Origin of the sequence: Mucilaginibacter sp. 3215 (assembly GCF_050433785.1) — a bacterium.
GTDB lineage: Bacteria > Bacteroidota > Bacteroidia > Sphingobacteriales > Sphingobacteriaceae > Mucilaginibacter.
This window is the reverse complement of the sequence record NZ_JBNPWO010000003.1, coordinates 80,318-103,402: the sequence shown is the minus strand read 5'-3', so window position 1 is coordinate 103,402 and position 23,085 is coordinate 80,318. Positions and strand designations below refer to the sequence as shown.

The window sequence follows — 23,085 nt, the reverse complement described above, 5'->3', positions numbered from 1 at the left end:
TAACTTTATTTTTTTATTTTTACGGGTAAATGAACCCTAAACACCATTATCTAACTTCTCCCCGTAAGGCGTACTTACTCCTCATGAAAAAATCAGCTATCTGTTTTAAGCTATTTTTAATAGTTATAATGTTTTGTTGTTTTAGCGATGCTATGGCCCAGCATCGTTCCAGCCGGGCGTTAACGTATGGTGGCGGAGGCAGCGGCGCTGTTAATTTTAGCGATGGCTGGGGCATAGCCGCAGGTACAGGTGTCGATATTCCGCAAGGTAATTTTAATTATACCTTTAAACCTGCCATTAATTTTAATGCCAGCGTTTACAGGTTTTTAGGGCCTTTTACCGCAAGTGTAAGCTTAGGGTACATGAACTTTAAGCCGGATGAATATTTAATTTCAGAGGAAGTTGAAGGTACAGGTTCAACTGCTAATACGTATTATGCGGATATGCCCGTAATTGCCGCATATGGCGGTGCTGCTTACAATATTGATATAGCCGATAACTTCAGGGTATATGGCGGTGTTAACTTAGGGGTATATTTTACTGATTTTGCTGTAGGTTATGAAATTGACGGCGTAGATCCATTTGTTTATGATAAATGGTCGCAATCATTATATTATGCTCCCAAAGTAGGGGTAATATTTCCGATAACTCCTAAGTTGGGGATCAGCATCGAATCAAAATATAACTTCTTCTCTCAGAAACTAACTTTGGGCGATGTTTCGGCAAAACAAAACTGGAATTCTCTTTCGCTTGGGGCCGAGCTGGTTTTCAAATTTTAATAATCGGTTTGTAGCGTTACGTATAGTAATTTGCAATTGCTGGTGATATGAATCTCAATTTACTGATATTTACGCCAAATATTTGTATTAATGAAAGGCTTACGTACTATTACATTCCTGTTTATTTCCAATACCTTCATGACATTTGCCTGGTATGGGCACCTTAAGTTTAAGGAGTATGACTGGGGCAAAAACCTAAGCTTAATAGCCATTATACTTATAAGCTGGGGATTGGCTTTTTTCGAATACCTGTTCCAGGTACCTGCTAACGAAGGAGGCTTTAAGGAAAACGGCGGCCCCTTTACCCTGGTTGAATTAAAAACCATTCAGGAAGCCATTACGCTTACGGTATTTATGATTTTCACAACCCTGCTTTTCAAAAATGAAAAACTGGGCTGGAACCATTTGGTAGGTTTCGGGCTAATTGTGCTGGCGGTATTTGTTATTTTTAAAAAATGGTAATTAGCTAACACTTAGGTAAAGCGGTCTGAATGATACGCTGCAAAACTTACCGCCCCCTTTTCGTTTTCATATTTGCTGGACTACCTGCTTTCTTAATCCTGGCTTATTGGGATAATGCAGATGCTGTTTACATTTGATTAAAAGCTTGTAAACAACTCAATAACAATATGGAAATAACTTATAAAACTGGTACAATACCATCCGCCCGGCAAGTGATAGAACTTTATGATACAGCAGGGCTGAAACGCCCAACCCATGATGAGCAACGGATTGCCAGGATGTACCAAAACTCAAACCTTGTGGTAAGCGCTTGGGATGGTGATAAACTGGTAGGCATATCTCGCGCGCTAACCGATTTTTGTTACAGCTGCTATCTTTCAGACCTGGCGGTTACTAAAGCTTATCAAAAAGAAGGGATAGGCAAAAAGCTGATTAAACTAACTAAGGAAGCCATTGGCGATGAAACTATGCTTTTACTGCTTTCGGCTACAACCGCTATGGAATATTACCCTAAAGTAGGTATGGAAACTGTTCATAACGGCTTTATCATCCATAGGGTAAAATAAAACGAGGGCAGGACGATGATTTATATCTTTTCATCCTACCCTGATTTAGCGTTTATTTACCACCAAATACATAAAATACAGAGAGTAATACGCCATTGTTAATTATATTGAAATTAACGTTATTAGTACTTCCAATCCGGCTGTTATAATCGTCTTTGATCTTGCTGTGACTGTAAGAGAAATTGGCCAATGTGGCGGCTAAACCAAGTTTTTTTGTAGGGTAATAAACAAGACCCATAGTTGCTCCTGCTGCATAACTGTCAGTTTTAGTTGGAGTACTTGTATCAGCTGATCTGAAATTGTAGCGACTGTATCCGAGATATGGTCCTGCGCGAAGCCCTAATTTATCGCCAAACATAAAATATTTCCTCAGAAATAGTGCAGCCCCATATTGATGTGAAGTTACGTTGTTGGGATAATTACTGTTTTTACTGTTTTGTGAGGTGTGGGCGTAATTAAGATTTACTCCAATATCAAGTTTATCTGCTATAAAATAACTATAGCTGGGACCGATACTGAAATTTGTATTTTTAACTTCAGATTCGTAAGGGTTGGGGACCGACTGAAAAGCGTTTTGCGTCGATTTCTGATACATAAATTGCAGATCGATACCCAATGTTTGTGAACCTTTTTCGGTTTGGGCTTTTGATATTTGAAAAGCCAATAAAAATGCGGGGATTAAGATTAGGATTTTTTTCATTTGTGTTAATGTTTTGGTTTGTTAAGCCATTGAAACGGAAAAACACAAAAGATATTTTGCCCGAGAAAGGCTTTTAATAATATTTATAAAATAAATTTAATTTGAGCTGAAATAGATAATATAAGTTAGAAAAACTCGTTGAAATGGATTTTTTATAGTTATGTCGATATAAATATTTGAATAGCAATAAAATAAATATCAGAACGAAGCGTAAATGTTTAATTAGGTTGATGAAATAAGGTCGGTTACTATTAATTCCCCTCTAAATTATTACGGTATTGCTTTAGCGCTGTTAGGATTGATCGTACGATTTCGTTTTGTCCGCTGGCCGAGTTCAGGTATGCTTCATCAGATGGATTGTTGATAAACCCGGTTTCAACCAGTACGGCAGGCATGCCGCTTTGCGCCAATACCAAAACACCCTGTTCCTTTACGCCCAAACTATGCCTTCCATTAGTTTTACGAAACTGGTTATCAACCAAGTCGCCAAACTGGATACTTTGTTTGCGGTATTTTTGCTGAAACGCGTTAAGTACAATAGTATTTACCGCAGCATCATCGCCATAGCCATTGTATTTTTCTTTGTAATCCTTTTCTATAAATATCGAAGCATTTTCGCGCAATGCTTCACGCTGTTCCTGGCTGCGGTGAAAGCCGTATACAAGCAACAATGTTCCCCGCGATGATCCTTTTCGCTGGGGCGATGAATTGCAATGGATGGAAATGAAAAGGTTACCATGATTGTCGTTAGCAATGTCGGTACGTTTATGCAACTCAATAAAAACATCGGTGCTGCGGGTCATTACTACTTTAATACCGCTCATTTCATCGTTTATGGCATCCCTTAACTTTTTGGCGATACTTAATGAAACGTTTTTTTCCTTTGAATAAGTCCCATGCGATCCCGGGTCTTTGCCTCCGTGTCCGGCATCGATAATAACCGTTTTAAATTTGAAACGATTGGGGCTTGCTGGTGCAGACTGTTGCCCGAAACACCTGGCAGTGAAAAGCACGCATAGTAAAGGAAAAAGCGAAATAAATATTTTATATTTTTTAGGAAAGGAAGCAGGCATGAACATATATGTATACAGGTTTATAAACATTCATTCTATAACAAATAATTATAGGTATGATATTGTTTTAACCGTATGGTTTAAAAAGCGCATTTGTTAAAGTGCGCAAATATAATACATGTTTGATTTACAGCACTATCTAAAAAATAATAGCCTGGGTCCGCAACAGAAGTTCAAACTTTGCATTATGTATGTATATTTAATGACTTAAACAGGTGTGATCATGATGTTAAAAAAGCTGTTGTTAATTGTATTGGTATGTCAGGCATTTTTGGCCTGCAGCCAGCAAAAAGGTATTGTTTATGGCGATAATGCCGCTGCCGGTAAGTATTATGATGTTAGGGGGATAAAACTTTATGCCGAAGTTTATGGTAAAGGCAAACCCCTGCTGATGATACATGGCAACAGTAGCAGCATCAATGCCTTTAAAAAAAATATACCCTATTTTGCAAAGAAGTACAAGGTGATAGCTGTTGACAGCCGTGCACATGGCAAATCCACCGATCCGCGCGATTCACTTACTTTTGAAATGATGGCCGATGATTTTGCCGCTTTGCTCGATGTAATGCATATCGATTCGGCTTATGTGATAGGATGGAGCGACGGAGGCATCAACGCCCTGGTGATGGCTATGCGCCATCCCCTAAAAGTAATAAAGCTGGCCTCTACAGGTGCCAACCTCTGGCCCGATTCTACAGCGCTGATCCCTTCCTTATGGAAGGATATGGAAAAGGAATATGCCAGCAAAAAGGATTATCATTTTATCACCGCCAAAGAAAAGAACGACAGGAAAGTGTTTATGCTTGATTATAAAGAACCCCATATTAAACTGTCGGCATTGAAAGCTATTAAATGCCCGTCGCTGATTATTGCCGGCGACCATGACCTTATTGTAACAACGCACACCGTTCAGATAGCCGAAAATATTCCGAACGCCTATTTATGGATCCTGCCCAACTCGGGTCATGGCACATTGGTTGAACATACCGATGAGTTTAATAAAAAAGTGGATGAGTTTTTTGAGCAACCGTTTCACCGGCGTTAAAGGAATATAAAAAAGGGGGGGTAATTGGTTATAAAGCCTTTAAAAAAAGATGGCCCGGTTATTAGGCCGGGCTATCTCACATAATTACTTTAATTTAGTAAATCTCAATTATTTTAGGTAACAATTTTATTTGCCTTAGGTTTTATAGAATTTGCGTTACATATGCTTTTTGGTAAAAGCACCATAATAATTACGGACTGATACCGTTTTTACAATAACTCAACCGCAAGCTAACCTGCAGCTTTTACTGTTTAAGTAAAGTAATATGGAATCAAAAAACCAAAGGCTGCTTATCGACACGCTTTTAACTATCTCATTTCTTTTAGTGGTTTTACTTGCCGTAATTATGGTTTTTCAACCCGGTGTTTATTCCAATTAATATATCTTTATCTGGAAGTAAACCCAGATAAAAAACATGCTTAAACCCGGCGAACATATTGAAGGTACACCTGCCGAACTGCAGGCCCTGCTTGATAACGATGCTGAAGCCAATGCATTTTTTGAAAGCCTGTCCAAATCATACAAACAAGGGTATTGTGATTGGATAGGTTCGGCTAAGCAGGAAGCTACCCGTAAAGTAAGGGCCGATAAGGCATTGATCATGCTCCGTAACAAACAAAAAACCTTAAAAACCTAAGGTATAAATCTCGCCGGGAAATAGTTTACTTTTCTTGTAAGTTCTACTAAAATGGTAGTATATTGTCATCCGATTTCAATAAAAACATGTTTAAACATTTATTTTATTTGAAGTCCGGATCATTTATATACTTTTGAGGCATAAATCAAAAACAAAAAAGAAATTAAAACAATGAAAAAGATTTTTATCCTGTTAGCTGCAGCATTCACCTACACGGCGGCATCAGCACAAACTACCTGGACTGTAGACAAAGCTCACTCAAACGTTAAATTTACAGTAACCCACTTAATGGTATCTGATGTTGATGGTATTTTTAAAAACTATGATGCAACCATTACTGCCGCTAAACCTGATTTCAGCGATGCTAAATTCCAGATCAGCATACAAACAGCTTCAGTAACTACAGATAACGATCAGCGCGATAAGCACATCACAAGCCCTGATTTTTTTGACGTTGCTACTTACCCAACTATTACTTTTACCAGTACCGGTATCACCAAAACATCTGATAAGCACTACAAGCTTACCGGTAACTTAACCTTACACGGTGTAACCAAACCGGCTTCATTTGATTTATGGTACCGTGGTACTATCCAAAACCCAATGAGCAAAGCTGATGACGCAGGTTTCCAGTTAACCGGCACCATCAAACGTTCTGATTTTAACTTCGGTTCAAAATTTGGTAACGCTATGGTAAGCGACGAAGTTGCTATTAAAGCAAATGGTGAGTTTGGCAAAGCCAAATAATTGCAAAAATATATTAACAGGAACGGCGCGGATAACCCGCGCCGTTTTCTTGTTTTATGATACAGGCAGTGGAAGAACTATGCTTGGGAGTGCAGGTACTGCATTTTTAATCCTTGCTTTTTTTGATAGCGGATTATTAATGTACAGATGCTAATTATTGCAATAAGGGCGGCGCTCGCTAAGACATGTGTAAAGGGTACTTTAAACTCCGGATTAATCAGCGTTTCGGTTATGTCAGGAATGATGATGGCGATGAGGGGCAGGCAGGAGAATAGCCTCAGGAAACCAAGTTTTTTCATAAAAAGTGATAATGGTATTTAGCGCAACTAATGCGCTGTAAATATGCCACTATGTTTCTTTTTATAAAATACCCGTTACACGGTATTTTTACAACCTGAATTGGTAATTTGCTGATTAGCTGCTTAGCTTTGAAAGAAGCGCCGGTAAAAAGAGGGAGAAAAGAAAGTCCAATTAGGCTTTGCGGGAAAGCAGTTGCTTTAGGGTATTAAACCACAATTGATTTTTAGCTCCAAAAAGGGTATGGTCAACAATAAGATATAAGGTGATGAGCTCTTCTTTTAGCCTGTAGCGCAATCTTAACGGTTGCCAGAATAAACCATTGTTCCGTACCATCGAACGTTTGTATAGCTCGTCAAAACCTAAATATAATTGCTCAAGGCTATCAAGGGGGATATGTTCATAACTATCACCGTCAAGTACAAGGCTTTTAGGGGTAAGTATAATTTCGCCGTTATAATGGTGTGGTGGCGGGGTAAATGCAAATAATGCTCCTCCGTCATTTGCCAACCCTAATGTGGCCAGGTCATAATCGTGACTCCACATTACCTTTCCAATTCTCAATATCTGCATGTTATAAACTTCGGTATTTTAAACGGCATTTACAACAGATTGTTATCATTGTAGTTTCATTTTGTTACAATAATGTTAATACCCCTCATGAGTTACATATCATCTGCTAAACAGTAAAATCCCTATCTTTGATTTACAGGAAATATTTTCCTTTTATTAAGTAATTGAATAATATCAATAATCAAGTTATTAGCTTAAAGCTTTGTGCATTCAGCTCTCAGCTTTTATATAAATAATATGGCTACAGAAGTTAAGTGCCCCAGTTGTGGTTTTGGTTTTCCGATAGAGGAGGTAATGGCCGAGGAGTATAAAAAAGAGCTCAGGGTTAAAATGATGGATTATACCCGTCAAAAAGAAGAAGAGTACCGCAAAAAGGATGAGGAGTTTTTAAATAAGGAGCGCCAGCAGCAGGCAGCTTTTGAACAAAGGCTTAACAACGAAAAAAAGCAATTGCAGCAAACGCTTGAAAACAACCTGCGTAAAACCATAAGCCAGGATTTTGAGAACCAGCTTGTACTGCTCAAAAATTCAGCCGCTGAAACTGAGGAAAAACTAAAACTATCACGCCAGAAAGAGCTGGAATTTTTGCAGCGCGAGAAACAACTGCATCAAAAGGAAGAGGAAATGGAGCTTGCCGTACAGCGCAAGCTGCAGGAGCAGAGGAACGAACTTACCGACCAGATCCGAAAGCAGGAAGCCGAACGCCACAGCATAAAAGATACTGAATACCAGCTAAAGGTAAAAGAGCTCGAAAAACAGCTTGACGACCAGAAGAAACTGGCCGATGAAATGAAGCGCAAAGCCGAGCAGGGTTCTATGCAACTGCAGGGCGAAGCCCAGGAGCTGATACTGGAAGAGTTATTACGAAATTATTTCCCGTTCGATATCATAAGCGAAGTAGGGAAAGGCGTACGCGGTGCCGACTGCGTACAAACCGTGCGTAACCAGTTTGGCCAGGAGTGTGGCCGCATTATTTATGAAAGCAAGCGTACCAATGCTTTTTCGGCAGACTGGATCGAGAAGCTTAAAAAAGACATGCGCAGCATGGGGGTTGATGTAGCCGTTATTGTAACCCAGTGCTACCCGAAAGGGATGGATTGCTTTGGCGAGCGTGACGGGGTTTGGATTTGTAGTTTTGATGAGGTGAAGGCGGTATCCTATATTTTAAGGGATGGGGTGATGAAATTATCAAACCTGGCCAAATCGCAGGATAATAAAGGTGATAAAATGCACCTTTTGTATGATTACCTTACCAGCAGCGAGTTTTCGGAGCAATGGAAGGCTATTCGTGAAGGATATATGAGCATGCGCCAATCCATTCAGCGCGAACGCGATGCCATGGAAAAACTCTGGAAAGCCCGCGAAAAGCAATTGGATAAAGTGCTGCTAAGTGCCGCTCACATCCGCGGCAGTATTGAAGGGATTGCGGGGAGTGATACGATTCAGCTTAACCTTACCGATGATGAGGATGCGTTGCTGTTGGAGTAATTAATGTAGTTTCAGTCGGTCCATATGCTATCGCGAACGTTGTCGCTTGTGGTTATCATGCTGTGTCATGCGGATTGCTTGCAAATTGATAACCTGAACCTCGGCTATAAGTGAAGGCCCTGGAATCAAATGTTCTTAATTACCGAAGGATGATATTTTGTAAGTTTTTGCTGTCCTATTTTGGATAGTATACTTGTATGGCAGTTATTTTGATCGCCTTGTTATATATCAATTTTTGCGTTAAATGCAAAGGCATGAAAGCAGGGCGATATTAACTCAATTGATTAATCATTTCAACAAGAATGATTAATCAATTGAGTTTTGTGGTAATCATATTATAAACAAAGAAATAGACAACACTCATAACAAACCTGCCAATAAAAATAGCTTTTACTTAAATTAGCTGTTTACATACTGAACCTTGCCTGTACATCCAAATGAAAGTTAATTTTATTAACGGTTTAATTTTACGCTCGGCTGCTTTGTCGTACAGGCAAAAGCTTGATAAAAAAAGCTTGCTTACATTATGGAATAACAGGTTAATCAAGGAAAGTATCTACTTGGCAAGTAAATCGCTTTATAATGAGCTGGATGCTTTTTTTGCAAACGGGCAGCAAACAAAAGCTAAAGAAGCTCAATTACTATCAAGTTTTTATAAATATATGGCCCGTATGGCAAACCGGGCTACGCCGTTTGGGCTGTTTGCGGGTTGTTCATCAGTTTACTGGGGGGCTGCAAATAAAGTAAAACTTACGGCAAAGTTCAGGAGACATGCAGTGCCCGACGCTGTGGTGAGTTTTTCGCTTGCCAAACAAATTGAAAATGCCAATCAATTATCTGCAGGATATAAGCTAAATAATACCCTTTATAAAGTGGGGGGAGATTTACGATTTATTACTTATCAAATTATTGATAACCAAAGGGTTTACCAGGTGAGTGCGATTGCCTGCAATGAGGTACTTGATGATGTAGTTGCTGTTGTTGGTGATAAAATATGGAATAAACAACAACTGCTCGAAAAATTCCCGGATTTTGAGCCTGATGATTTCATAGTGTTTATTAATGACCTTATTGAAGGGCAACTGCTAAAACCAGCATTTGAACCGGCAATAGGGTATGATTTTCCGGTCTTTTTGCAAAAGACTGATGATCCGGAATTAAGCGATACCATTAATGAATTGGTCGATTTGCTTAACAAAGTTAATAATGGAAATGCTGAAAGCTCAAACTGGTTTTCGTTATATACCGCTATTGAACAAATTGCTAATCAAATAACCGGCAAGGAACTTAAAGACCAGGTACATGTAACCAGGTTTAACGAGCCGGAAAGCCGGGAACTTGACCAATCATTGCAATGGAAAATAGCTAAGGCGATTGCATTGCTTAATAATATGAGTGCCATGGCTCTCAATAAAAGGATTGAGCAGTTTAAAGGCAGGTTCGGGAAAAGGTATGAGGAGCAGAGCGTACCGCTCCTGGAGGCATTTGACACCGATACGGGAATTGAATACGGGCAATGGTATGAGCATGAAACCCTTTTTACAGAAGGGCTGTATACCGGAAGCGAAGGGGGGCCTTCATGGGTGGATTATACAGAGATAGATTTTAAAATGCTTAATCTGTTAAACCGCGCCAAAATTGAAAAACAGTATAAAGTTGTTATACCCGATGATTTTGCCAAGGAACGCAGCCCGGATCATTTGCCGTTTTCCATGTCGGCGGTTTTTCAGCTTTTTGAAAACGATATGGTATACCTGGAGAGAGTTACCGGGCCCGGCGCTTTAAGCATGATAGCAAGGTTTGCAGTTGGGGATACCGAAATTTATAAAACAGGTTTAGAGATAGCGGCAAAGGAGATCGCCAACTGCCCGGATGCCATGTTTGCCGAAGTGATCCATATGCCCGAAGAACGGATCTTAAACGTTATGATGCACCCGCCTTTCTGGCCTCATGAACTGGCTTATATTGATGATGCCAAGGGCAGTTCGGTTTTGAAGCTTGACGATATCTACATAAAGCTTGAGCAGGGCGTTTTTAAATTGTTTTCAAAAAAACATCAGCGGGAAGTAGTTCCGCGCTTAAGCAGTGCCTATAATTATAACAGGTCGCAGCACCCCATTTACACCTTTTTGTGCGATATCCAGCACCAGCGGGGCAATGGCAGCTTAAGTTTTAACTGGGGTGCACTTTCAAAAGATTTTGTGTTTTTTCCACGTGTTGAAACCAGCTTTGGCGTTATCCTGCACCGCGCCACCTGGAAGTTTACGCCCGCTATTTTAGATGAACTTTGCAAGGCTGAAAAATTCAGCGATTTGTTTAATAGCTTTAGGGATGAGTGGTTGCTGCCCGATAAATTTTATATTATAAAGGGCGATAATGAATTACTGATTGATACTGCAAATGAAATTAGTATACAGGTATTTGCAAAGGAAATAGCAAAGCAGTCCCCGGTTTTGATTTTATCTGAGTGTATTCACCTTCAGCATGAGGCTATTGTACAAGATGTGGATGGCGATCCTTATATGCACCAGTTTGTTGCACCCTTCCATTTCGATAGGCCTTTGAAGCCCCTATATTTCCAATATATTGAAAATACACTTCAGCGTAATTTTTTTCCCGGCAGCGAGTGGTTGTTTATCAAGCTATATCTCAGCAGTAATATCGCCAACGAGGTGCTGTTAAAATTGGATGAACTGTTAACGTATTCCGGTACTGTTAAAATAAAGCAATGGTTTTTTATCAGGTATCATGACCCGGATAATCACATTCGGGTTAGGATTAATTTGCTCGATGAGGTTGATTTTCAGAATGTTTACCTGGCCGTTCGGGAGGCACTGTCACCATTTTTAACCAGCGGACAGGTACATGTTGTGCAGCTTGATACCTATGTACGTGAGCTGGAACGCTATGGGCAACAGATTGAACAGGCCGAGGCGCTTTTTTGTATTGAAACTTCATTTTGCTGCAACGTGTTCAGGTTGCTTGAAAGTAACCGTTACGACACTGAAGACTGGCTCCTTATTTTTTGGCTGATCAAGGATTACTTAAACCTGATGAGCCCGGATCTGAACGATCAGCTGCAATTTGTTGAAAGGCAGCAGGCCTATTTTTTTGCCGAGTTTGATGATAAGGCTGTCAAAATACAAATTGATCAGTTATACCGGAAATATCATGGTAGTTTAAATAACCTGCTTTTGGCATACGATGGCCTGCTTCAGCAAAAAAGAATGCAGGTAGAATTACTGCTGCAAAACTACACTATTGATTGGAATGCGAAGTTTTTGAGCAGCGTGATCCACATGGCAGTTAACCGCTATTTTAGCAGCCGGCAGCGCCTGCATGAGTGCATCTTGTACGGGATGCTCTTAAAGTTCCTTAAATCGGAAAAAGCCCGGAGCGGGAAAGTATAGCTTACTTGAACATCTTGTTATTGAGCAGTGCAAAAAAGCTGTCACGGTAGGTAACCCCTATCGGGATCTTTTCTTTGATCTTATCAAAGATCACCATGTTGCCATCAATAGCTTTAATGCGCTTTAAAGCAATAATGTATGATTTATGGGTCCGTGCAAAATTTTCCTGGGGTAGGGTATCAACCAAGGTTTTCATGCTCACCAGCGAGATATGCCGTTCATTTTCTGTAAAAACCGAACAGTAATTTTTAAGTCCTTCTATATAAATGATATCCTCAAAGTTGATGCGCACAATTTTACCGTGGTCGGTTTTCAGGTAAAATGAGTCGGGCTTTGGCTGCATGTCAATTAACGGCGCTGGCTTATTAGATGAAAGCAGTATTAGCTTATCAAGGGCTTTTTGTGAAGCCTGTAAAAACCTGTCGAAAGCGAAGGGCTTAAGCAGGTAATCGAGCACATTGTTTTCAAATCCCGCCAGCGCAAATTCACTAAAGGCTGATGTTATGATGATCTCCGTGCTTTTAGGCAGCATTTTGATCAGGTCGATACCCGAAAGCTCAGGCATGTTTATATCAAGAAAAATGAGGTCAGTGGCTGATCCTTTTAAATATAATAGTGCTTCAATAGGATTGGTAAACGTTTCGGTAAGGTTAATGAAAGGCACCTTTGATATAAAATCGCTTAAAATATCAATGGCATAAGGCTCGTCCTCAACTATAATACAGTTAATTACTTTCATGATATTTTAAAGGCATGGTAAGTTTGCATTCATAGCTGTTATGCGTTTCATCCACCAATAGTTCATATCCGTCCCGGCCATACTCGTCCGTTAATCTTTCGCGAATATAATTTAACCCTATCCCGTTCGACTGTACTTTGTTAATGCTGTTATTGTTTTTATAATTAAGCGAATAAAAATGCAGCATCCCATCTTCAACAGTAATGCTCAGCACAGCCTCCTTTGTGCTTTGATTGAAAATGCCGTGCTTAAACATGTTTTCGATAAGGGTAATTAAAACCAATGATACTACCTTATACGGAACAATATCGCTTTCGATACTTATCTTCATGAAAAAAGCTTTGCTGCGGTCTTCATGAATTTTTATGAAGTCTTTGATATAGGCAAGCTCACTTTCAAGGCTGCTAAACCCGTCCTCATTTTTGGTTAATGCATACCGCATAATGTTCGAAAGTGTGATGATTGACTGCCCTACTTCCGGAAGCTTCTTATAAGTTTCAGCATATAAAAAGCCGAGTGTGTTGAATACAAAGTGCGGATTGATCTGTGATTTGATGACGTTTAGTTCGGCCTGAAGGGCTTTCTTTGCCAGTGTTGCTACTTCTCTCTCTTTTTGTAAAACCTCTCTAAAAACTGAGTAAGCTAAACCCATCATCACAAAATAAATTGAACGCATTATAAGAGCAGTTATCCGTACTTTGTTGATATCATCGCTGAATTTGATATGGTCAAGGATCATATCTACAAATATTTTAAATATCATAGATATTGCTACAATAACAGAAACGGCACAAAACATCAATAAAAATAGTAGTACGGGGTTTTTTATACGCTTTTTTAATGAGCTAAAGCAACTACTGGTTGCATAAAATACGCTGGTATTTACAGTAAATGCTAATAGCGTACCTAAAACATTTACACCAACGCCAAAAAAGCCTATGATTGATTCGTAAAGCATATAGCCGAACCAAAACAGCAAATGCTGCATTATTATTTTTAGCTTCATTATATATTGTGCAACTTGATATTGTTAATTGTTGATATTCAGGTTAGTTAAAGAGCTTATTGTCAAATTTTCTTAAATCTCCAAAGCATTGCGAGATCACAATCATAGTATTGTGTATGTCATTGATCAGCGTTTCAAATTCGTAAAGAAGAGACGAAAAAAGTGTTAAAGAACTTAATACTCAAGCCTGCTAAAAAAATAATTACTCCCTCATAAAAAATATAAATAATCTCCCAAAAACAAGCTCTGAGATATTGTTTTGGGACTCTCCTTATTCGCTGTAAGGGCCTCTCGTTATTTTTTTGTCACTCTTAAATACGGTTTTGGTCATTCATAAACAGGCATTGGTACTAAATTTTTCTCGAGTAAAAGCCTGTTAACCACATTTATCCTATCACGGATAAATAACTAATAATTCATAACCATTTAAAAGTTTAAAATTATGAAAAATCATGACAAAGCTTCTTTACCAAAAATCCAAATTAAACAAGTACAGATTTTAAATCGCATAATTTCAAATCCTACATTAAAAAATAACGCAGGGTATTTGCTTGCTGGTACTACTACTGTTGATACAACGACTACTACCACAGGCACGGCCTTTTAATTGAGAGGTATCAACCTGTTTAAATACGGGTGATTGTAGTGAAGGATTAGTGCCTAAATAAAGCGGCCACCATTAGAGGTAACCACTATGAAAACAGCCAAATTATCCGAGCAATATAAATTCTCATCGGGCCTGATGCTCAGGTTTCCTGCATTTGATTGCGTGGAAACAATTAATAAAGAAACCATCAGGGCATTCACAAAAGATGAATTGTTTATGCAGGCGCTTTGGCTTACCTCTAAAGATCTGTATGAAGCGGTTTTGCATATAGATAATATTACCGACGCGAAAAAACTGGAGAGGCTTGAAATAACCCTTGCCAAATTTATTAACAGGAGCGCAACCGGCACCAATCCGTCAGGGTTATTTGCAGGTTGCGCTCCTGTTACCTGGGGAGATACGACCGATTTACAGCTTGGGGATGCTTACCAGCACGTAAGGCTTAATGTTGCCGCAGCGGTTAATTTGAACAGTCAAATTTTAAATAACCGTGTCATACGGACATTGTTAAGTTACAGGGCAAATAAAACACTGTATACCTTAAACGGTACCTACCATAAAGTTGACCGGCAAACTGTAAACTGTGGTCAATACAAAGCATCGCAGGTAAAGATATCTGACGATCTGCAGGCGGTTATCGGGTTTTGTGAAAACGCCAGGACATATAATTCGATAGACTTATTTATAACGCAAACACTTGGCAGAGCTCCGGAAGATGCCGCTGCTTTTTTGGACCAATTGATTAAAAACCAGGTTTTGTGGAGTGAGCTTGAACCGTGTATTGAGAGCGGGGAATACCTTGACCAGGCTATTGGCATTTTTACCCGGTTGTCACATCAAAGTGCACAGGCACAAAACTATTTATCAAAACTGAATACCGTTAAGCAGGTGCTGACCGGCATCGATAATGTAATTACAAAAAATAATAAGGTTGCTATGATTTTGAAAGATTTGCCAGGTGATGCCTCAGAGGGGACATTGCTGCAGGTTGATTATTTTAGGCAGACAGATTCGGCTACGCTTGATAAAGTGTATGCCGATAAATTGCTTGATGCCATTGATCTGCTTAACCGGATCACACCCAGGCACCAAAGTAAAAACCTGGAAACGTTTATAAAACGTTTCCGCGACCGCTATCATGAGCGGGAGATTTTGCTAACAGAAGCGCTTGATCCTGAAAAAGGTATCGGCTATGCCATAAACTGTTATACAGAACCATCTGGCTTGGCAGCTGATAAGGAAGATCTGCAATATACCAGTGCCGTGAAGTGGCTTATCGGACAAATTGTTAATAACCCCGGGCAGGAAATTATCCATTTGCAAAAGTCACAGTTTAACAACGTTAAAGCTTACGATGATGAGTTGCCGCCAAGTTTTTCGGTAATGTTCCGAATTTCTGGCCATGATGAGCCCTTGCTGTACCTTGAACATTGCGGATGGCCGGCCGGCACTGCTATGTTTGGCCGTTTGGCCAATGCCGAGCGGAATTTTGGCCAGGTGCTTGATGAAATGGCCGAAACGGAAGCCCGTATTTATGAGCCGGCCATAGTTGCCGAAATTGTACACACGCCTGATGACTGCTTAGGGAGCTTTAGCTCTGTACCATATCGGGATTACCAGTTTCAAACACCGGTAGGCGCCGTTGACCAGGAGGTTAATTTAACAGATCTGCTGGTATCTGTTAAAGGGAGCAACGTTGTACTGCGTTCGGCCAAATTAGGCAAACGGATTATCCCCCGCTTAAATACAGCATGTAATTACGGTATGACGGCCTTACCTGTGTACCGGTTCCTGGCCGATCTGCAACGCCAGGATTCAAAATACGAGCTTGGGTTTAATCTTGACATATTACCTAAACTTGGGGTAACCAAAACGCCAAGGGTAGTTTATGAAGGCGTAATATTAGCCTTAAAAACCTGGTACATCACCAATGCTGATTTACAGCAGCTGTTAAAAGAATTGGCTGTTGATTACAACGAAGCGTGGGCGAAGTTTGTTAAATACTGGGATCTGCCCGAGGCTTTTGTTTTTACAGATATTGACAGTGAATTGGTTGTACATACCAACAGCAGGCTTGAGGTTGCTGCATGGCTTTCGTCATGCAAGAAAAAGAATGAAATTATTTTAAAGGAATACATTGGCGAACGCGATAATATCATGCTTAAAAAGAAGGATGAGAAGCTTATCGGTAACCAGTTTGTGGCTGTTTTAAAACGGGGCGAAAAAGTAGCCGGCAAATATACCGGTATGGGGCCGCTTAGTACAAATGCAGCTAAACGCCAGTTTTTCCCGGGTGATGAATGGTTGTACGTAAAACTGTATTGTGGTATTGAAACTGCCGAACATGTGATAGGTAATGAGCTGATACAGCTAAGCAAAAAGCTTTACCATGAAGATTTGATTGATCAGTGGTTTTATGTACGTTATGCTGACCCTGAACCTCATATTCGTTTTAGGGTCCATCTGGCTTCTGTATTTGCATTGGGCAGGGTCATTCAAAATATTAACTATTGCTTTTCGGCCTTAATTAAATCAAAGCAGATCTGGAAGGTGCAGTTTGATACCTATGAGCGCGAATTGGAACGCTATGGGGAGGCGTCGATTGAGCTTGTTGAACAGTTGTTTTTTAACGATAGCCTTGCCATAGCCAGTCTGTTATCAAGAGCAGATGTGACCGAAAACTTTGAAGAGGCAAAGTGGCTCTGGGGGCTGTTATCAATTGACAGGCTATTGAATGATTTTGATTTTCAGATCGAACAAAAAAACGAGCTTATGGAGTTGCTCGTAGCTTCATCATATCCGGAAGTTAATTATGATAACCTGCTTTCAAAGCAACTGACTTTTAAATACAGGCATTACCGGAAACAGATTGAGGGCCTTTTTGCCGAAGGTGCCGCGGTTGCAGGCAACGACCTGCTCAGGTACCGGAGTTTAAACAACAGACCGGCAGCTTTATTGCTTGCCGAGCTTATTTCATCCGGCACGGTACCGCAGGATCTGAACCTGCTTGTGATCAGCCTTATTCAAATGAGTATGAACCGCTTATTTAAAACCAGGCAGCAGGTTCACGAACTGGGGGTGTACGATTTTCTGCTGCTTTATTATAAATCAGTTTTGCAAAACAAAGAAACGGGTTACGATAATAAATACATCGCCGGGGCTGTAAATGAGTACATGGCGGGCAGGCCATATCTTCAATAAATAAAGGCTAAGTGCCCCGAAATAATATTTTAACCTTCCCTACACAAATCTCATCAAGTCTTCTGCTAACGCGGAAGGCTTTTTGTTTTATACAGATGTTTAGATTATTGTTTTCTTAATAAAAGTTTAACAGAAATTCAGGCGGCTCATCAATAATTATAAATGTATTTTTAGCTCCAAAATTGCCAGAACCCGGGAGGCAGCTTTTACAGTATGGAAAGAAGATCAGCATTAAAAAATATAGGCGGCCTGCTTTTGGCGCCTTCATTAGCGCTTGGCAATACAACACCGGTTGCAAAGCCATCATTGCGAATAGCACACATTACCGATGTGCACCTGAAGGATAAGTTTGACGCCCCTGCCAGGTTTACCAGGTGCCTTCACCACCTGCAGCAACAAACGCCAAAGGTTGATATGGTATTAAATGGCGGCGACATTGTTTTTGATATGAACAAGGAAAACATCGGCACTATCAATGATCAATGGAAGCTGGTGCAAAACATCATGAAAAACGAATGCAGCCTGCCCGTTCATTATTGCCTGGGCAACCATGATATCTGGTGGTATGAAGATGACAAGGGGCAGGCCGTTTACGGAAAAAAATATGCCCTTGATAAGCTGCAATTAGTAAAGCCTTATTACAGTATGGTTAAAAACGGCTGGAAGATCATTGTGTTGGACAGTGTTCATTTAGATATTGATAATACCTGGTACATTGGCAAACTGGGCGATGAGCAGCTTAACTGGTTAAGTGACGAACTGAAAGCTACAGACGCCAATATGCCTGTAATGGTAATGTCTCACATTCCGATACTAACGGCTTTATTGATGATAGAGGATGATATTGTAAACAAGTGGACAATGCTCGGCGGCGATATGCATACTGATACTGCTAAGATCATCACCCTGTTTTACCAGCACCCTAACGTAAAATTATGTGTGAGCGGTCACCTGCACATGCGCGATAAGGTGGTTTATAACAATGTTACTTACCTGTGCAACGGCGCAGTTTCGGGGGCCTGGTGGGAAGGTAACCGCCGGGAAACAGCTCCCGGCTATGGTTTGATCGACCTGTATGCCGATGGTACTTTTGAAGAGAAGTATGTGAATTATTAAAGTATAAAAAGGGGCGGGCCAAATCAAATAGCCCGCCCCATAGCATATATATGTTGGTTGTTTAGAGCTGGAGAATACTTTTAAACTTTTCGGCATAATCATTAAGCTGGGCAACTAATTGTCCGCTTAGTTCTTTTTGATTGCCGTTATGGGTGATGGCAACCATGTTGTTTAACAGTGACATGCTGATCTGTACATCGCGCGGACTTAACCTGCCCGTATCCTTTTGCAACTGATGGTAGTTATAATCAAGCTTATCAGTAAGATAATTGTTAACGCTTTTGATGAGCTTATTGCCCAGTTTGGCATAATCAAGCTTATAAGAGGTATCGGCCATTGTTATTTTACCCTGGGCAGCCATAAAGTTAGGGTTGATGTCAGGCATCACTTCTTCATACTTATGCAATGCATTAAGTGCAAGGTTTGGTTGACCATCTTTTAATAACCCTGCCGAAAGATCGGAAAAGGTTGATACCAATTGCGGATAAAATACCTGGGTTGATTGCTGATCAAGGTACCGGGCTGTTTTAAAATTGCCGAATTTAAACTTGTTCATCACGTTGCTGTACATCACCAGGCTGTTTGTTTTTGAAAGCTGATCGGCTAATGATGAATCTGTTTTGAAAGGCAGCAAACGGTAAGCAAAACCTTCCTGGTACAAATAAGGCTGCAAACCTATCATGCTCGACTGACTGATGGAGGTGGTAAAGCAGATAGGCCGTTTCCAGTCATTATGGGCAAGTATATCTATCATGGCAAGGTTTTCTTTAGTAATATAATTAGGAGGGAATTTCCATTTCATGGTATCTGTTAGCATGCCCTTTTGCTCAGGTGTAATAACTTTATTTTTCATTACATCATCAGTATTAACCGCCAGCTTGAAGTTTTTGGTAGGCAGATAATTTTCGGTGGTGCCGTTGGTATATTCAACGTGGGTGCGTTTATCATCTGATGTGATAAAATCAAAAATATCTTTTACATCAACATAGCCCGGTATTTTGGCATCGTTATACCTGATCACATCACGGGTACCCAGCTTGTATTTATCAAAGCTCATGGTAATGGGCAGCGCGTCGGCCTGGTTTATTTTGCGTTGCATTTGCCTTACCGACCAGTCGGCACTTAACAGGCTCAGATTTACGATGCGTACATCCGGTCTGATGTTTTCCACCTCCTGATCATACCACAGTGAGTAAGTATCATTATCGCCCAGATCAAACAAAATCGCATTTTTAGGGCACGACATCAGGTAATTATAAGCCATATCATGTGCCGCCATTTTGGTTGAACGGTCGTGGTTTTTCCACTCTTTACTGGCCAGCAATACAGGCCCAACAATAGTACATATAACAAATGCTCCAATGGTGGCAAACTGTGGGTTGATCTTTTTAGGCACGATATCAATCAGGGCTATCAGGCCCAGGCCAATCCAAATGGCAAAAGCGTAAAATGAACCCACGTATGAGTAGTCGCGCTCACGGGGTTGTACTGATGGCTGATTAACATACAAAACGATGGCAAGCCCGGTGAAAAAGAATAGCAGCGTTATTACCAGAGCATCTTTCTTCCGTTTTTTGAAATGATAGAACATGCCAAGCAATCCAACTACCAATGGGAAGGCGTAAAGCGGAGTATAGGTAACGTTATTCAATATAAATTTCGGGGTATTTGATGTGTTGTTAAACAAACCCGATGTCCAGTTGCCGCCAATGCCATTCATATTGGTTTGACCTTCAATATCGTCATCGTTATAACGGCCAACAAAATTCCACATAAAATAACGCCAGTACATCTGGTACATTTGCCAGCTAAACATCCACCGTAAATTATCCGAAAAAGTAGGGGTGGCGTTATCGCTTAGTTGCAGCCAGTCGCGGTAAAACTGGGCATCCTGTGCATAAGTAGTATTTTCCTCTGTCGACCACATGCGGGGCAGGATACTCGTATGGTCATAAACATAGTTAGGCTTATTATAAGCAACTTCGTACTTACTTTTTCCTTTGCGATACAGCGGTGTGCCATCGGTAACATCGGTTATTTTAGCATCGAAGTATGGGCCTTTAAGTAAGGGAGTTTCGCCATATTGGGTACGGTTAAGGTATTCATACATGGTAAAGGCATCGCTGGGGTGCGAATTGTTCAGATTGGTTCCTGCCGATGCCCTGATAGGGATATAAACAAAGGAACTGTATCCAAAATAAACAAACACAATGCATAGCAGGCTTACATTCAACAGGTGTTTTTGCTTACGGATGCTGTACCTGATCCCAACAATAAATAAACCTATGATCAGTAGGAAGAAGAACAACACGCCACTGCCAAAACCGAGGCCGAGGCTGTTCACAAAGAACAGATCGAACCGGGCCGCGAGACCAATGGTATATCCCCTTATCCCGAACTGAACGAAGGCCAGGATCAGGATGCTCACGGCAAATGCTATCAGACCGCTTTTAATATTGATGTTTTTATGCCTGCGGAAGTAATAAACCATTACCAAAGCTGGTATCGTTAATAAATTGAGCAGGTGAATGCCGATAGAAAGACCTATTACATAAGCTATAAAAACCAGCCACTTGTCGGCCCGAGGTTCGTCAGCAACGGCATCCCACTTTAAAATAGCCCAAAAAACTATCGCAGTACACAATGATGCCCATGCAAAAACAATAGTTTCAACCGCCGAAAACCAAAACGTATCGGTAAAGGTGAAAGCAAGGGCGCCGGTTAGTCCGGCACCCATTATTTGTAAGGTTTGGGTTTTGTTAACAGGGGTATTTTTAATAGCAAGCAGTTTTTTGGCAAGGGCGGTTATACTCCAAAACAAAAACATAACGGTAGCCCCGCTGGCCAATGCCGAACCAAGGTTAGTGAAGTAGGCAACTTTTGTCCTGTCGCCCAGTGAGAGCAGGGAAAAGGCTTTGCCAATCATGGCAAAAAGCGGGTAGCCTGGTTGGTGCGATACCTGGAGTTTACAGGCGCAGGAAATGAATTCGCCGCAGTCCCAAAAACTTACAGAGGGCTCTAAAGTAAGGATGTAAGTTAGGGATGCAAGGGTAAAACAAAGCCAGCCCAAAAGGTTGTTGATCTTGTTGTAGCTCATGATAAAGTGTAAAGTTTTTTCAAATAGTTAATACCAAATTAGGGCTTAAAATTGGTAACGTACTGAAATTTAACACTTTTAACATTTGTTAACACTTGGCGGGTTGAAGTGTTAAATGGTTGTTAAAACGGATCGGAGTGGGTTCCGGTTCGTACTAATTCTAAAAGATTGATCTGTTCATTCTCATCCCAGATGAGCAGGAGATCAGGTTTTACGTGGCATTCCCAATAACCTTTGTAGCTGCCACTTAATTTATGGACCTTATGCTTTTTGTCGAGACCCTGATGTCCCTTATCGGCGAGGGTGGTAATTACGTTTTGGAGTAATTGAAAATCGTTAAGCGAACGCTTTTTAAGTAATTTTCAATCTTTGAGGAATTTGGTTGAGGCGACGATTTCAAACATGATCAAATCAAATACTATCGAAGAGTTCGTCTACGTTTTTGAACTTTTTGCCTTTGCCTGCTTTTAATTCATCTATCGCCGCGATGGTTTCGGCATTGGGTGTCTTTTTCTCTTTTTTTATTTTGATAGTTACACCCAACTCTTTCAGGATATTTTTAACCAAACGCGTTTTATCATCAGGAACTATTATCTCGAGTGTTTGCATATACAAAAATAATCAATAATCTGTTTAGTTTATAAGTAATTACCGTGGGGATGGGGATGCCGTTAACTATAAAAACAAACTCTTCCTCCGGATATGCGTTAAGCTTTAATTGTTTTTCATCCGGAAGCTTAACATTTTATGTTATGAAGATAGAGAAGTTTTATGACCAGGTTTACGTATGGGTAATCCGTTACGCGCCCAGTTTTTTGATTGGGCTGGTAGTTTTGTTCATCGGCCTTTGGCTGATTAACCTGCTGCTGAAATGGTGGCAGGGGCATATGCAGAAAAAGGAAATAGATCCTACCATTAAACCCTTTTTGCAAAGCCTTGTGGGCGTTATACCACGTGTGCTGCTGATATTAGGGGTTGTGCAGATAATGGGTGTGCCAATTACCTTGTTCACCGCGCTTGTTGGTGCTTTTGGTGTGGCGGCCGGTTTGGCACTTTCAGGGACGCTGCAAAACTTTGCCAGTGGTGTGCTCATCCTTTTGCTTAAACCTTTTGTTGTTGGTGATAATATCATAGCCCAGGGACTTGAAGGCACGGTTACCGCTATCCAGATCTTTTATACCGTTGTTAAAACCTTCGATAACAGGATAGTTATTATGCCTAACAGCAAACTATCAAACGAAGTGATTATTAACATCAGCAGGGAAGGCACCCGCAGGCTTGATATCGAGCTTAAGTTTACTAATAATATCGATTATAACGAAGTGAAGTCGGTCATTAACTCCTCTATTGATAAATCAAAAAATATATTGGAAACTCCGGATCGCCGGATAGGTATAGCCGGTTTAGATCCTGATGGTTACCGGGTAGGCGTGAATGTATGGGTACATGCACATGGTTTTCAGGATACCAAGCTGGCGGTGCAGGAAAATATTTTGCAGGATATAAAATCGGCAGGGATAAAAATCCCTGGTTTATAAAAAT

The 23,085-nt window shown here is 40.5% G+C and carries 20 protein-coding genes and 1 pseudogene; 12 read left to right on the top strand and 9 right to left on the bottom strand.

Annotated features, from left to right (window positions below):
* Positions 1-128: 128 nt before the first annotated feature.
* The 3 genes from ABIC84_RS06950 (at position 129) to ABIC84_RS06940 (ending at position 1,807) form a co-directional block, all read left to right on the top strand.
* Positions 129-779 (top strand): hypothetical protein, encoded by a 651-nt coding sequence (locus ABIC84_RS06950; protein ID WP_429263113.1) that lies wholly within the window; start codon positions 129-131, stop codon positions 777-779.
* A 90-nt stretch (positions 780-869) separates the two neighbouring features.
* Positions 870-1,241 carry a DMT family protein gene (locus ABIC84_RS06945; protein ID WP_426580685.1) on the top strand — a complete coding sequence of 124 codons (372 nt, stop codon included), beginning with the start codon at positions 870-872 and terminating at the stop codon, positions 1,239-1,241.
* A gap of 167 nt (positions 1,242-1,408) precedes the next feature.
* Positions 1,409-1,807 (top strand): GNAT family N-acetyltransferase, encoded by a 399-nt coding sequence (locus ABIC84_RS06940; RefSeq protein ID WP_426580683.1) that lies wholly within the window; start codon positions 1,409-1,411, stop codon positions 1,805-1,807.
* Between the two features lie 52 nt (positions 1,808-1,859).
* On the opposite strand, the gene ABIC84_RS06935 is transcribed toward ABIC84_RS06940, so the two are convergent.
* Together ABIC84_RS06935 and ABIC84_RS06930 are read right to left on the bottom strand one after the other, a co-directional pair.
* Complete coding sequence (locus ABIC84_RS06935; RefSeq protein ID WP_426580681.1) at positions 1,860-2,507, bottom strand: autotransporter outer membrane beta-barrel domain-containing protein; 648 nt, start codon at positions 2,505-2,507, stop codon at positions 1,860-1,862.
* A 251-nt stretch (positions 2,508-2,758) separates the two neighbouring features.
* On the bottom strand, positions 2,759-3,580 hold the full coding sequence (locus ABIC84_RS06930; RefSeq protein WP_426580679.1) for an N-acetylmuramoyl-L-alanine amidase family protein: 822 nt from the start codon (positions 3,578-3,580) through the stop codon (positions 2,759-2,761).
* A gap of 223 nt (positions 3,581-3,803) precedes the next feature.
* On the opposite strand from ABIC84_RS06930, the gene ABIC84_RS06925 reads away from it, so the two are divergent.
* The 3 genes from ABIC84_RS06925 to ABIC84_RS06915 all read left to right on the top strand — a co-directional run bounded on the left by ABIC84_RS06925 (position 3,804) and on the right by ABIC84_RS06915 (position 6,009).
* Positions 3,804-4,625 (top strand): alpha/beta fold hydrolase, encoded by an 822-nt coding sequence (locus ABIC84_RS06925; RefSeq protein ID WP_426580677.1) that lies wholly within the window; start codon positions 3,804-3,806, stop codon positions 4,623-4,625.
* Between the two features lie 415 nt (positions 4,626-5,040).
* A complete protein-coding gene (locus ABIC84_RS06920) occupies positions 5,041-5,262 on the top strand; it encodes a YdeI/OmpD-associated family protein (RefSeq protein ID WP_429263112.1) in 222 nt (73 codons plus the stop codon).
* A gap of 171 nt (positions 5,263-5,433) precedes the next feature.
* Positions 5,434-6,009 carry a YceI family protein gene (locus ABIC84_RS06915; protein ID WP_090523809.1) on the top strand — a complete coding sequence of 192 codons (576 nt, stop codon included), beginning with the start codon at positions 5,434-5,436 and terminating at the stop codon, positions 6,007-6,009.
* Between the two features lie 77 nt (positions 6,010-6,086).
* Here ABIC84_RS06915 and ABIC84_RS06910 read toward each other — a convergent pair whose 3' ends face one another.
* Positions 6,087-6,308 (bottom strand): hypothetical protein, encoded by a 222-nt coding sequence (locus ABIC84_RS06910; RefSeq protein ID WP_429263111.1) that lies wholly within the window; start codon positions 6,306-6,308, stop codon positions 6,087-6,089.
* A 172-nt stretch (positions 6,309-6,480) separates the two neighbouring features.
* Positions 6,481-6,879 carry a hypothetical protein gene (locus ABIC84_RS06905; RefSeq protein ID WP_129568859.1) on the bottom strand — a complete coding sequence of 133 codons (399 nt, stop codon included), beginning with the start codon at positions 6,877-6,879 and terminating at the stop codon, positions 6,481-6,483.
* A 237-nt stretch (positions 6,880-7,116) separates the two neighbouring features.
* Between ABIC84_RS06905 and ABIC84_RS06900 the strand changes: the two genes are divergently transcribed.
* Together ABIC84_RS06900 and ABIC84_RS06895 are read left to right on the top strand one after the other, a co-directional pair.
* A complete protein-coding gene (locus ABIC84_RS06900; RefSeq protein WP_429263110.1) occupies positions 7,117-8,367 on the top strand; it encodes a DUF2130 domain-containing protein in 1,251 nt (416 codons plus the stop codon).
* Positions 8,368-8,804: 437 nt separating this feature from the next.
* Positions 8,805-11,777, top strand: a complete 2,973-nt coding sequence (locus ABIC84_RS06895) for a lantibiotic dehydratase (RefSeq protein WP_429263109.1) — start codon at positions 8,805-8,807, stop codon at positions 11,775-11,777.
* A 1-nt stretch (position 11,778) separates the two neighbouring features.
* On the opposite strand, the gene ABIC84_RS06890 is transcribed toward ABIC84_RS06895, so the two are convergent.
* Positions 11,779-12,516: a LytR/AlgR family response regulator transcription factor gene (locus ABIC84_RS06890; protein WP_429263108.1), complete on the bottom strand. Its 738-nt coding sequence runs from the start codon at positions 12,514-12,516 to the stop codon at positions 11,779-11,781.
* Positions 12,503-13,522 (bottom strand): sensor histidine kinase, encoded by a 1,020-nt coding sequence (locus ABIC84_RS06885; RefSeq protein ID WP_429263107.1) that lies wholly within the window; start codon positions 13,520-13,522, stop codon positions 12,503-12,505. The genes ABIC84_RS06890 and ABIC84_RS06885 overlap by 14 nt, the downstream gene beginning before the upstream one ends.
* A gap of 442 nt (positions 13,523-13,964) precedes the next feature.
* Here ABIC84_RS06885 and ABIC84_RS06880 point away from each other — a divergent pair, with 442 nt between their 5' ends.
* The 3 genes from ABIC84_RS06880 to ABIC84_RS06870 all read left to right on the top strand — a co-directional run bounded on the left by ABIC84_RS06880 (position 13,965) and on the right by ABIC84_RS06870 (position 18,446).
* Positions 13,965-14,129 carry a hypothetical protein gene (locus ABIC84_RS06880; protein WP_426580663.1) on the top strand — a complete coding sequence of 55 codons (165 nt, stop codon included), beginning with the start codon at positions 13,965-13,967 and terminating at the stop codon, positions 14,127-14,129.
* An 87-nt stretch (positions 14,130-14,216) separates the two neighbouring features.
* Entirely contained in the window at positions 14,217-17,330 is a 3,114-nt protein-coding gene (locus ABIC84_RS06875) for a lantibiotic dehydratase (RefSeq protein ID WP_429263106.1), read from the top strand.
* 213 nt (positions 17,331-17,543) lie between these two features.
* Positions 17,544-18,446, top strand: coding sequence for a metallophosphoesterase family protein (locus tag ABIC84_RS06870; protein ID WP_429263105.1), 903 nt, complete (start codon positions 17,544-17,546; stop codon positions 18,444-18,446).
* 61 nt (positions 18,447-18,507) lie between these two features.
* On the opposite strand, the gene ABIC84_RS06865 is transcribed toward ABIC84_RS06870, so the two are convergent.
* The 3 genes and pseudogenes from ABIC84_RS06865 to ABIC84_RS06855 all read right to left on the bottom strand — a co-directional run bounded on the left by ABIC84_RS06865 (position 18,508) and on the right by ABIC84_RS06855 (position 22,152).
* Complete coding sequence (locus tag ABIC84_RS06865; RefSeq protein WP_429263104.1) at positions 18,508-21,543, bottom strand: glycosyltransferase family 117 protein; 3,036 nt, start codon at positions 21,541-21,543, stop codon at positions 18,508-18,510.
* A gap of 122 nt (positions 21,544-21,665) precedes the next feature.
* Positions 21,666-21,893: pseudogene (locus ABIC84_RS06860) on the bottom strand (type II toxin-antitoxin system YafQ family toxin); the annotation flags it as partial.
* A 61-nt stretch (positions 21,894-21,954) separates the two neighbouring features.
* On the bottom strand, positions 21,955-22,152 hold the full coding sequence (locus tag ABIC84_RS06855; protein WP_429263103.1) for a type II toxin-antitoxin system RelB/DinJ family antitoxin: 198 nt from the start codon (positions 22,150-22,152) through the stop codon (positions 21,955-21,957).
* A 143-nt stretch (positions 22,153-22,295) separates the two neighbouring features.
* Between ABIC84_RS06855 and ABIC84_RS06850 the strand changes: the two genes are divergently transcribed.
* On the top strand, positions 22,296-23,081 hold the full coding sequence (locus tag ABIC84_RS06850) for a mechanosensitive ion channel family protein (protein ID WP_429263102.1): 786 nt from the start codon (positions 22,296-22,298) through the stop codon (positions 23,079-23,081).
* The last annotated feature ends 4 nt before the right edge of the window (positions 23,082-23,085 follow it).

Bases quoted from the DNA above. Each gene is read 5' to 3' on its own strand.
- ABIC84_RS06890 (WP_429263108.1), bottom strand. From the start codon at position 12,516: ATGAAAGTAATTAACTGTATTATAGTTGAGGACGAGCCTTATGCCATT.
- ABIC84_RS06855 (WP_429263103.1), bottom strand. From the start codon at position 22,152: ATGCAAACACTCGAGATAATAGTTCCTGATGATAAAACGCGTTTGGTT.
- ABIC84_RS06930 (WP_426580679.1), bottom strand. From the start codon at position 3,580: ATGCCTGCTTCCTTTCCTAAAAAATATAAAATATTTATTTCGCTTTTT.
- ABIC84_RS06895 (WP_429263109.1), top strand. From the start codon at position 8,805: ATGAAAGTTAATTTTATTAACGGTTTAATTTTACGCTCGGCTGCTTTG.
- ABIC84_RS06905 (WP_129568859.1), bottom strand. From the start codon at position 6,879: ATGCAGATATTGAGAATTGGAAAGGTAATGTGGAGTCACGATTATGAC.
- ABIC84_RS06870 (WP_429263105.1), top strand. From the start codon at position 17,544: ATGGAAAGAAGATCAGCATTAAAAAATATAGGCGGCCTGCTTTTGGCG.
- ABIC84_RS06880 (WP_426580663.1), top strand. From the start codon at position 13,965: ATGAAAAATCATGACAAAGCTTCTTTACCAAAAATCCAAATTAAACAA.
- ABIC84_RS06915 (WP_090523809.1), top strand. From the start codon at position 5,434: ATGAAAAAGATTTTTATCCTGTTAGCTGCAGCATTCACCTACACGGCG.
- ABIC84_RS06945 (WP_426580685.1), top strand. From the start codon at position 870: ATGAAAGGCTTACGTACTATTACATTCCTGTTTATTTCCAATACCTTC.
- ABIC84_RS06865 (WP_429263104.1), bottom strand. From the start codon at position 21,543: ATGAGCTACAACAAGATCAACAACCTTTTGGGCTGGCTTTGTTTTACC.
- ABIC84_RS06925 (WP_426580677.1), top strand. From the start codon at position 3,804: ATGATGTTAAAAAAGCTGTTGTTAATTGTATTGGTATGTCAGGCATTT.
- ABIC84_RS06885 (WP_429263107.1), bottom strand. From the start codon at position 13,522: ATGAAGCTAAAAATAATAATGCAGCATTTGCTGTTTTGGTTCGGCTAT.
- ABIC84_RS06940 (WP_426580683.1), top strand. From the start codon at position 1,409: ATGGAAATAACTTATAAAACTGGTACAATACCATCCGCCCGGCAAGTG.
- ABIC84_RS06900 (WP_429263110.1), top strand. From the start codon at position 7,117: ATGGCTACAGAAGTTAAGTGCCCCAGTTGTGGTTTTGGTTTTCCGATA.
- ABIC84_RS06920 (WP_429263112.1), top strand. From the start codon at position 5,041: ATGCTTAAACCCGGCGAACATATTGAAGGTACACCTGCCGAACTGCAG.
- ABIC84_RS06875 (WP_429263106.1), top strand. From the start codon at position 14,217: ATGAAAACAGCCAAATTATCCGAGCAATATAAATTCTCATCGGGCCTG.
- ABIC84_RS06950 (WP_429263113.1), top strand. From the start codon at position 129: ATGTTTTGTTGTTTTAGCGATGCTATGGCCCAGCATCGTTCCAGCCGG.
- ABIC84_RS06910 (WP_429263111.1), bottom strand. From the start codon at position 6,308: ATGAAAAAACTTGGTTTCCTGAGGCTATTCTCCTGCCTGCCCCTCATC.
- ABIC84_RS06850 (WP_429263102.1), top strand. From the start codon at position 22,296: ATGAAGATAGAGAAGTTTTATGACCAGGTTTACGTATGGGTAATCCGT.
- ABIC84_RS06935 (WP_426580681.1), bottom strand. From the start codon at position 2,507: ATGAAAAAAATCCTAATCTTAATCCCCGCATTTTTATTGGCTTTTCAA.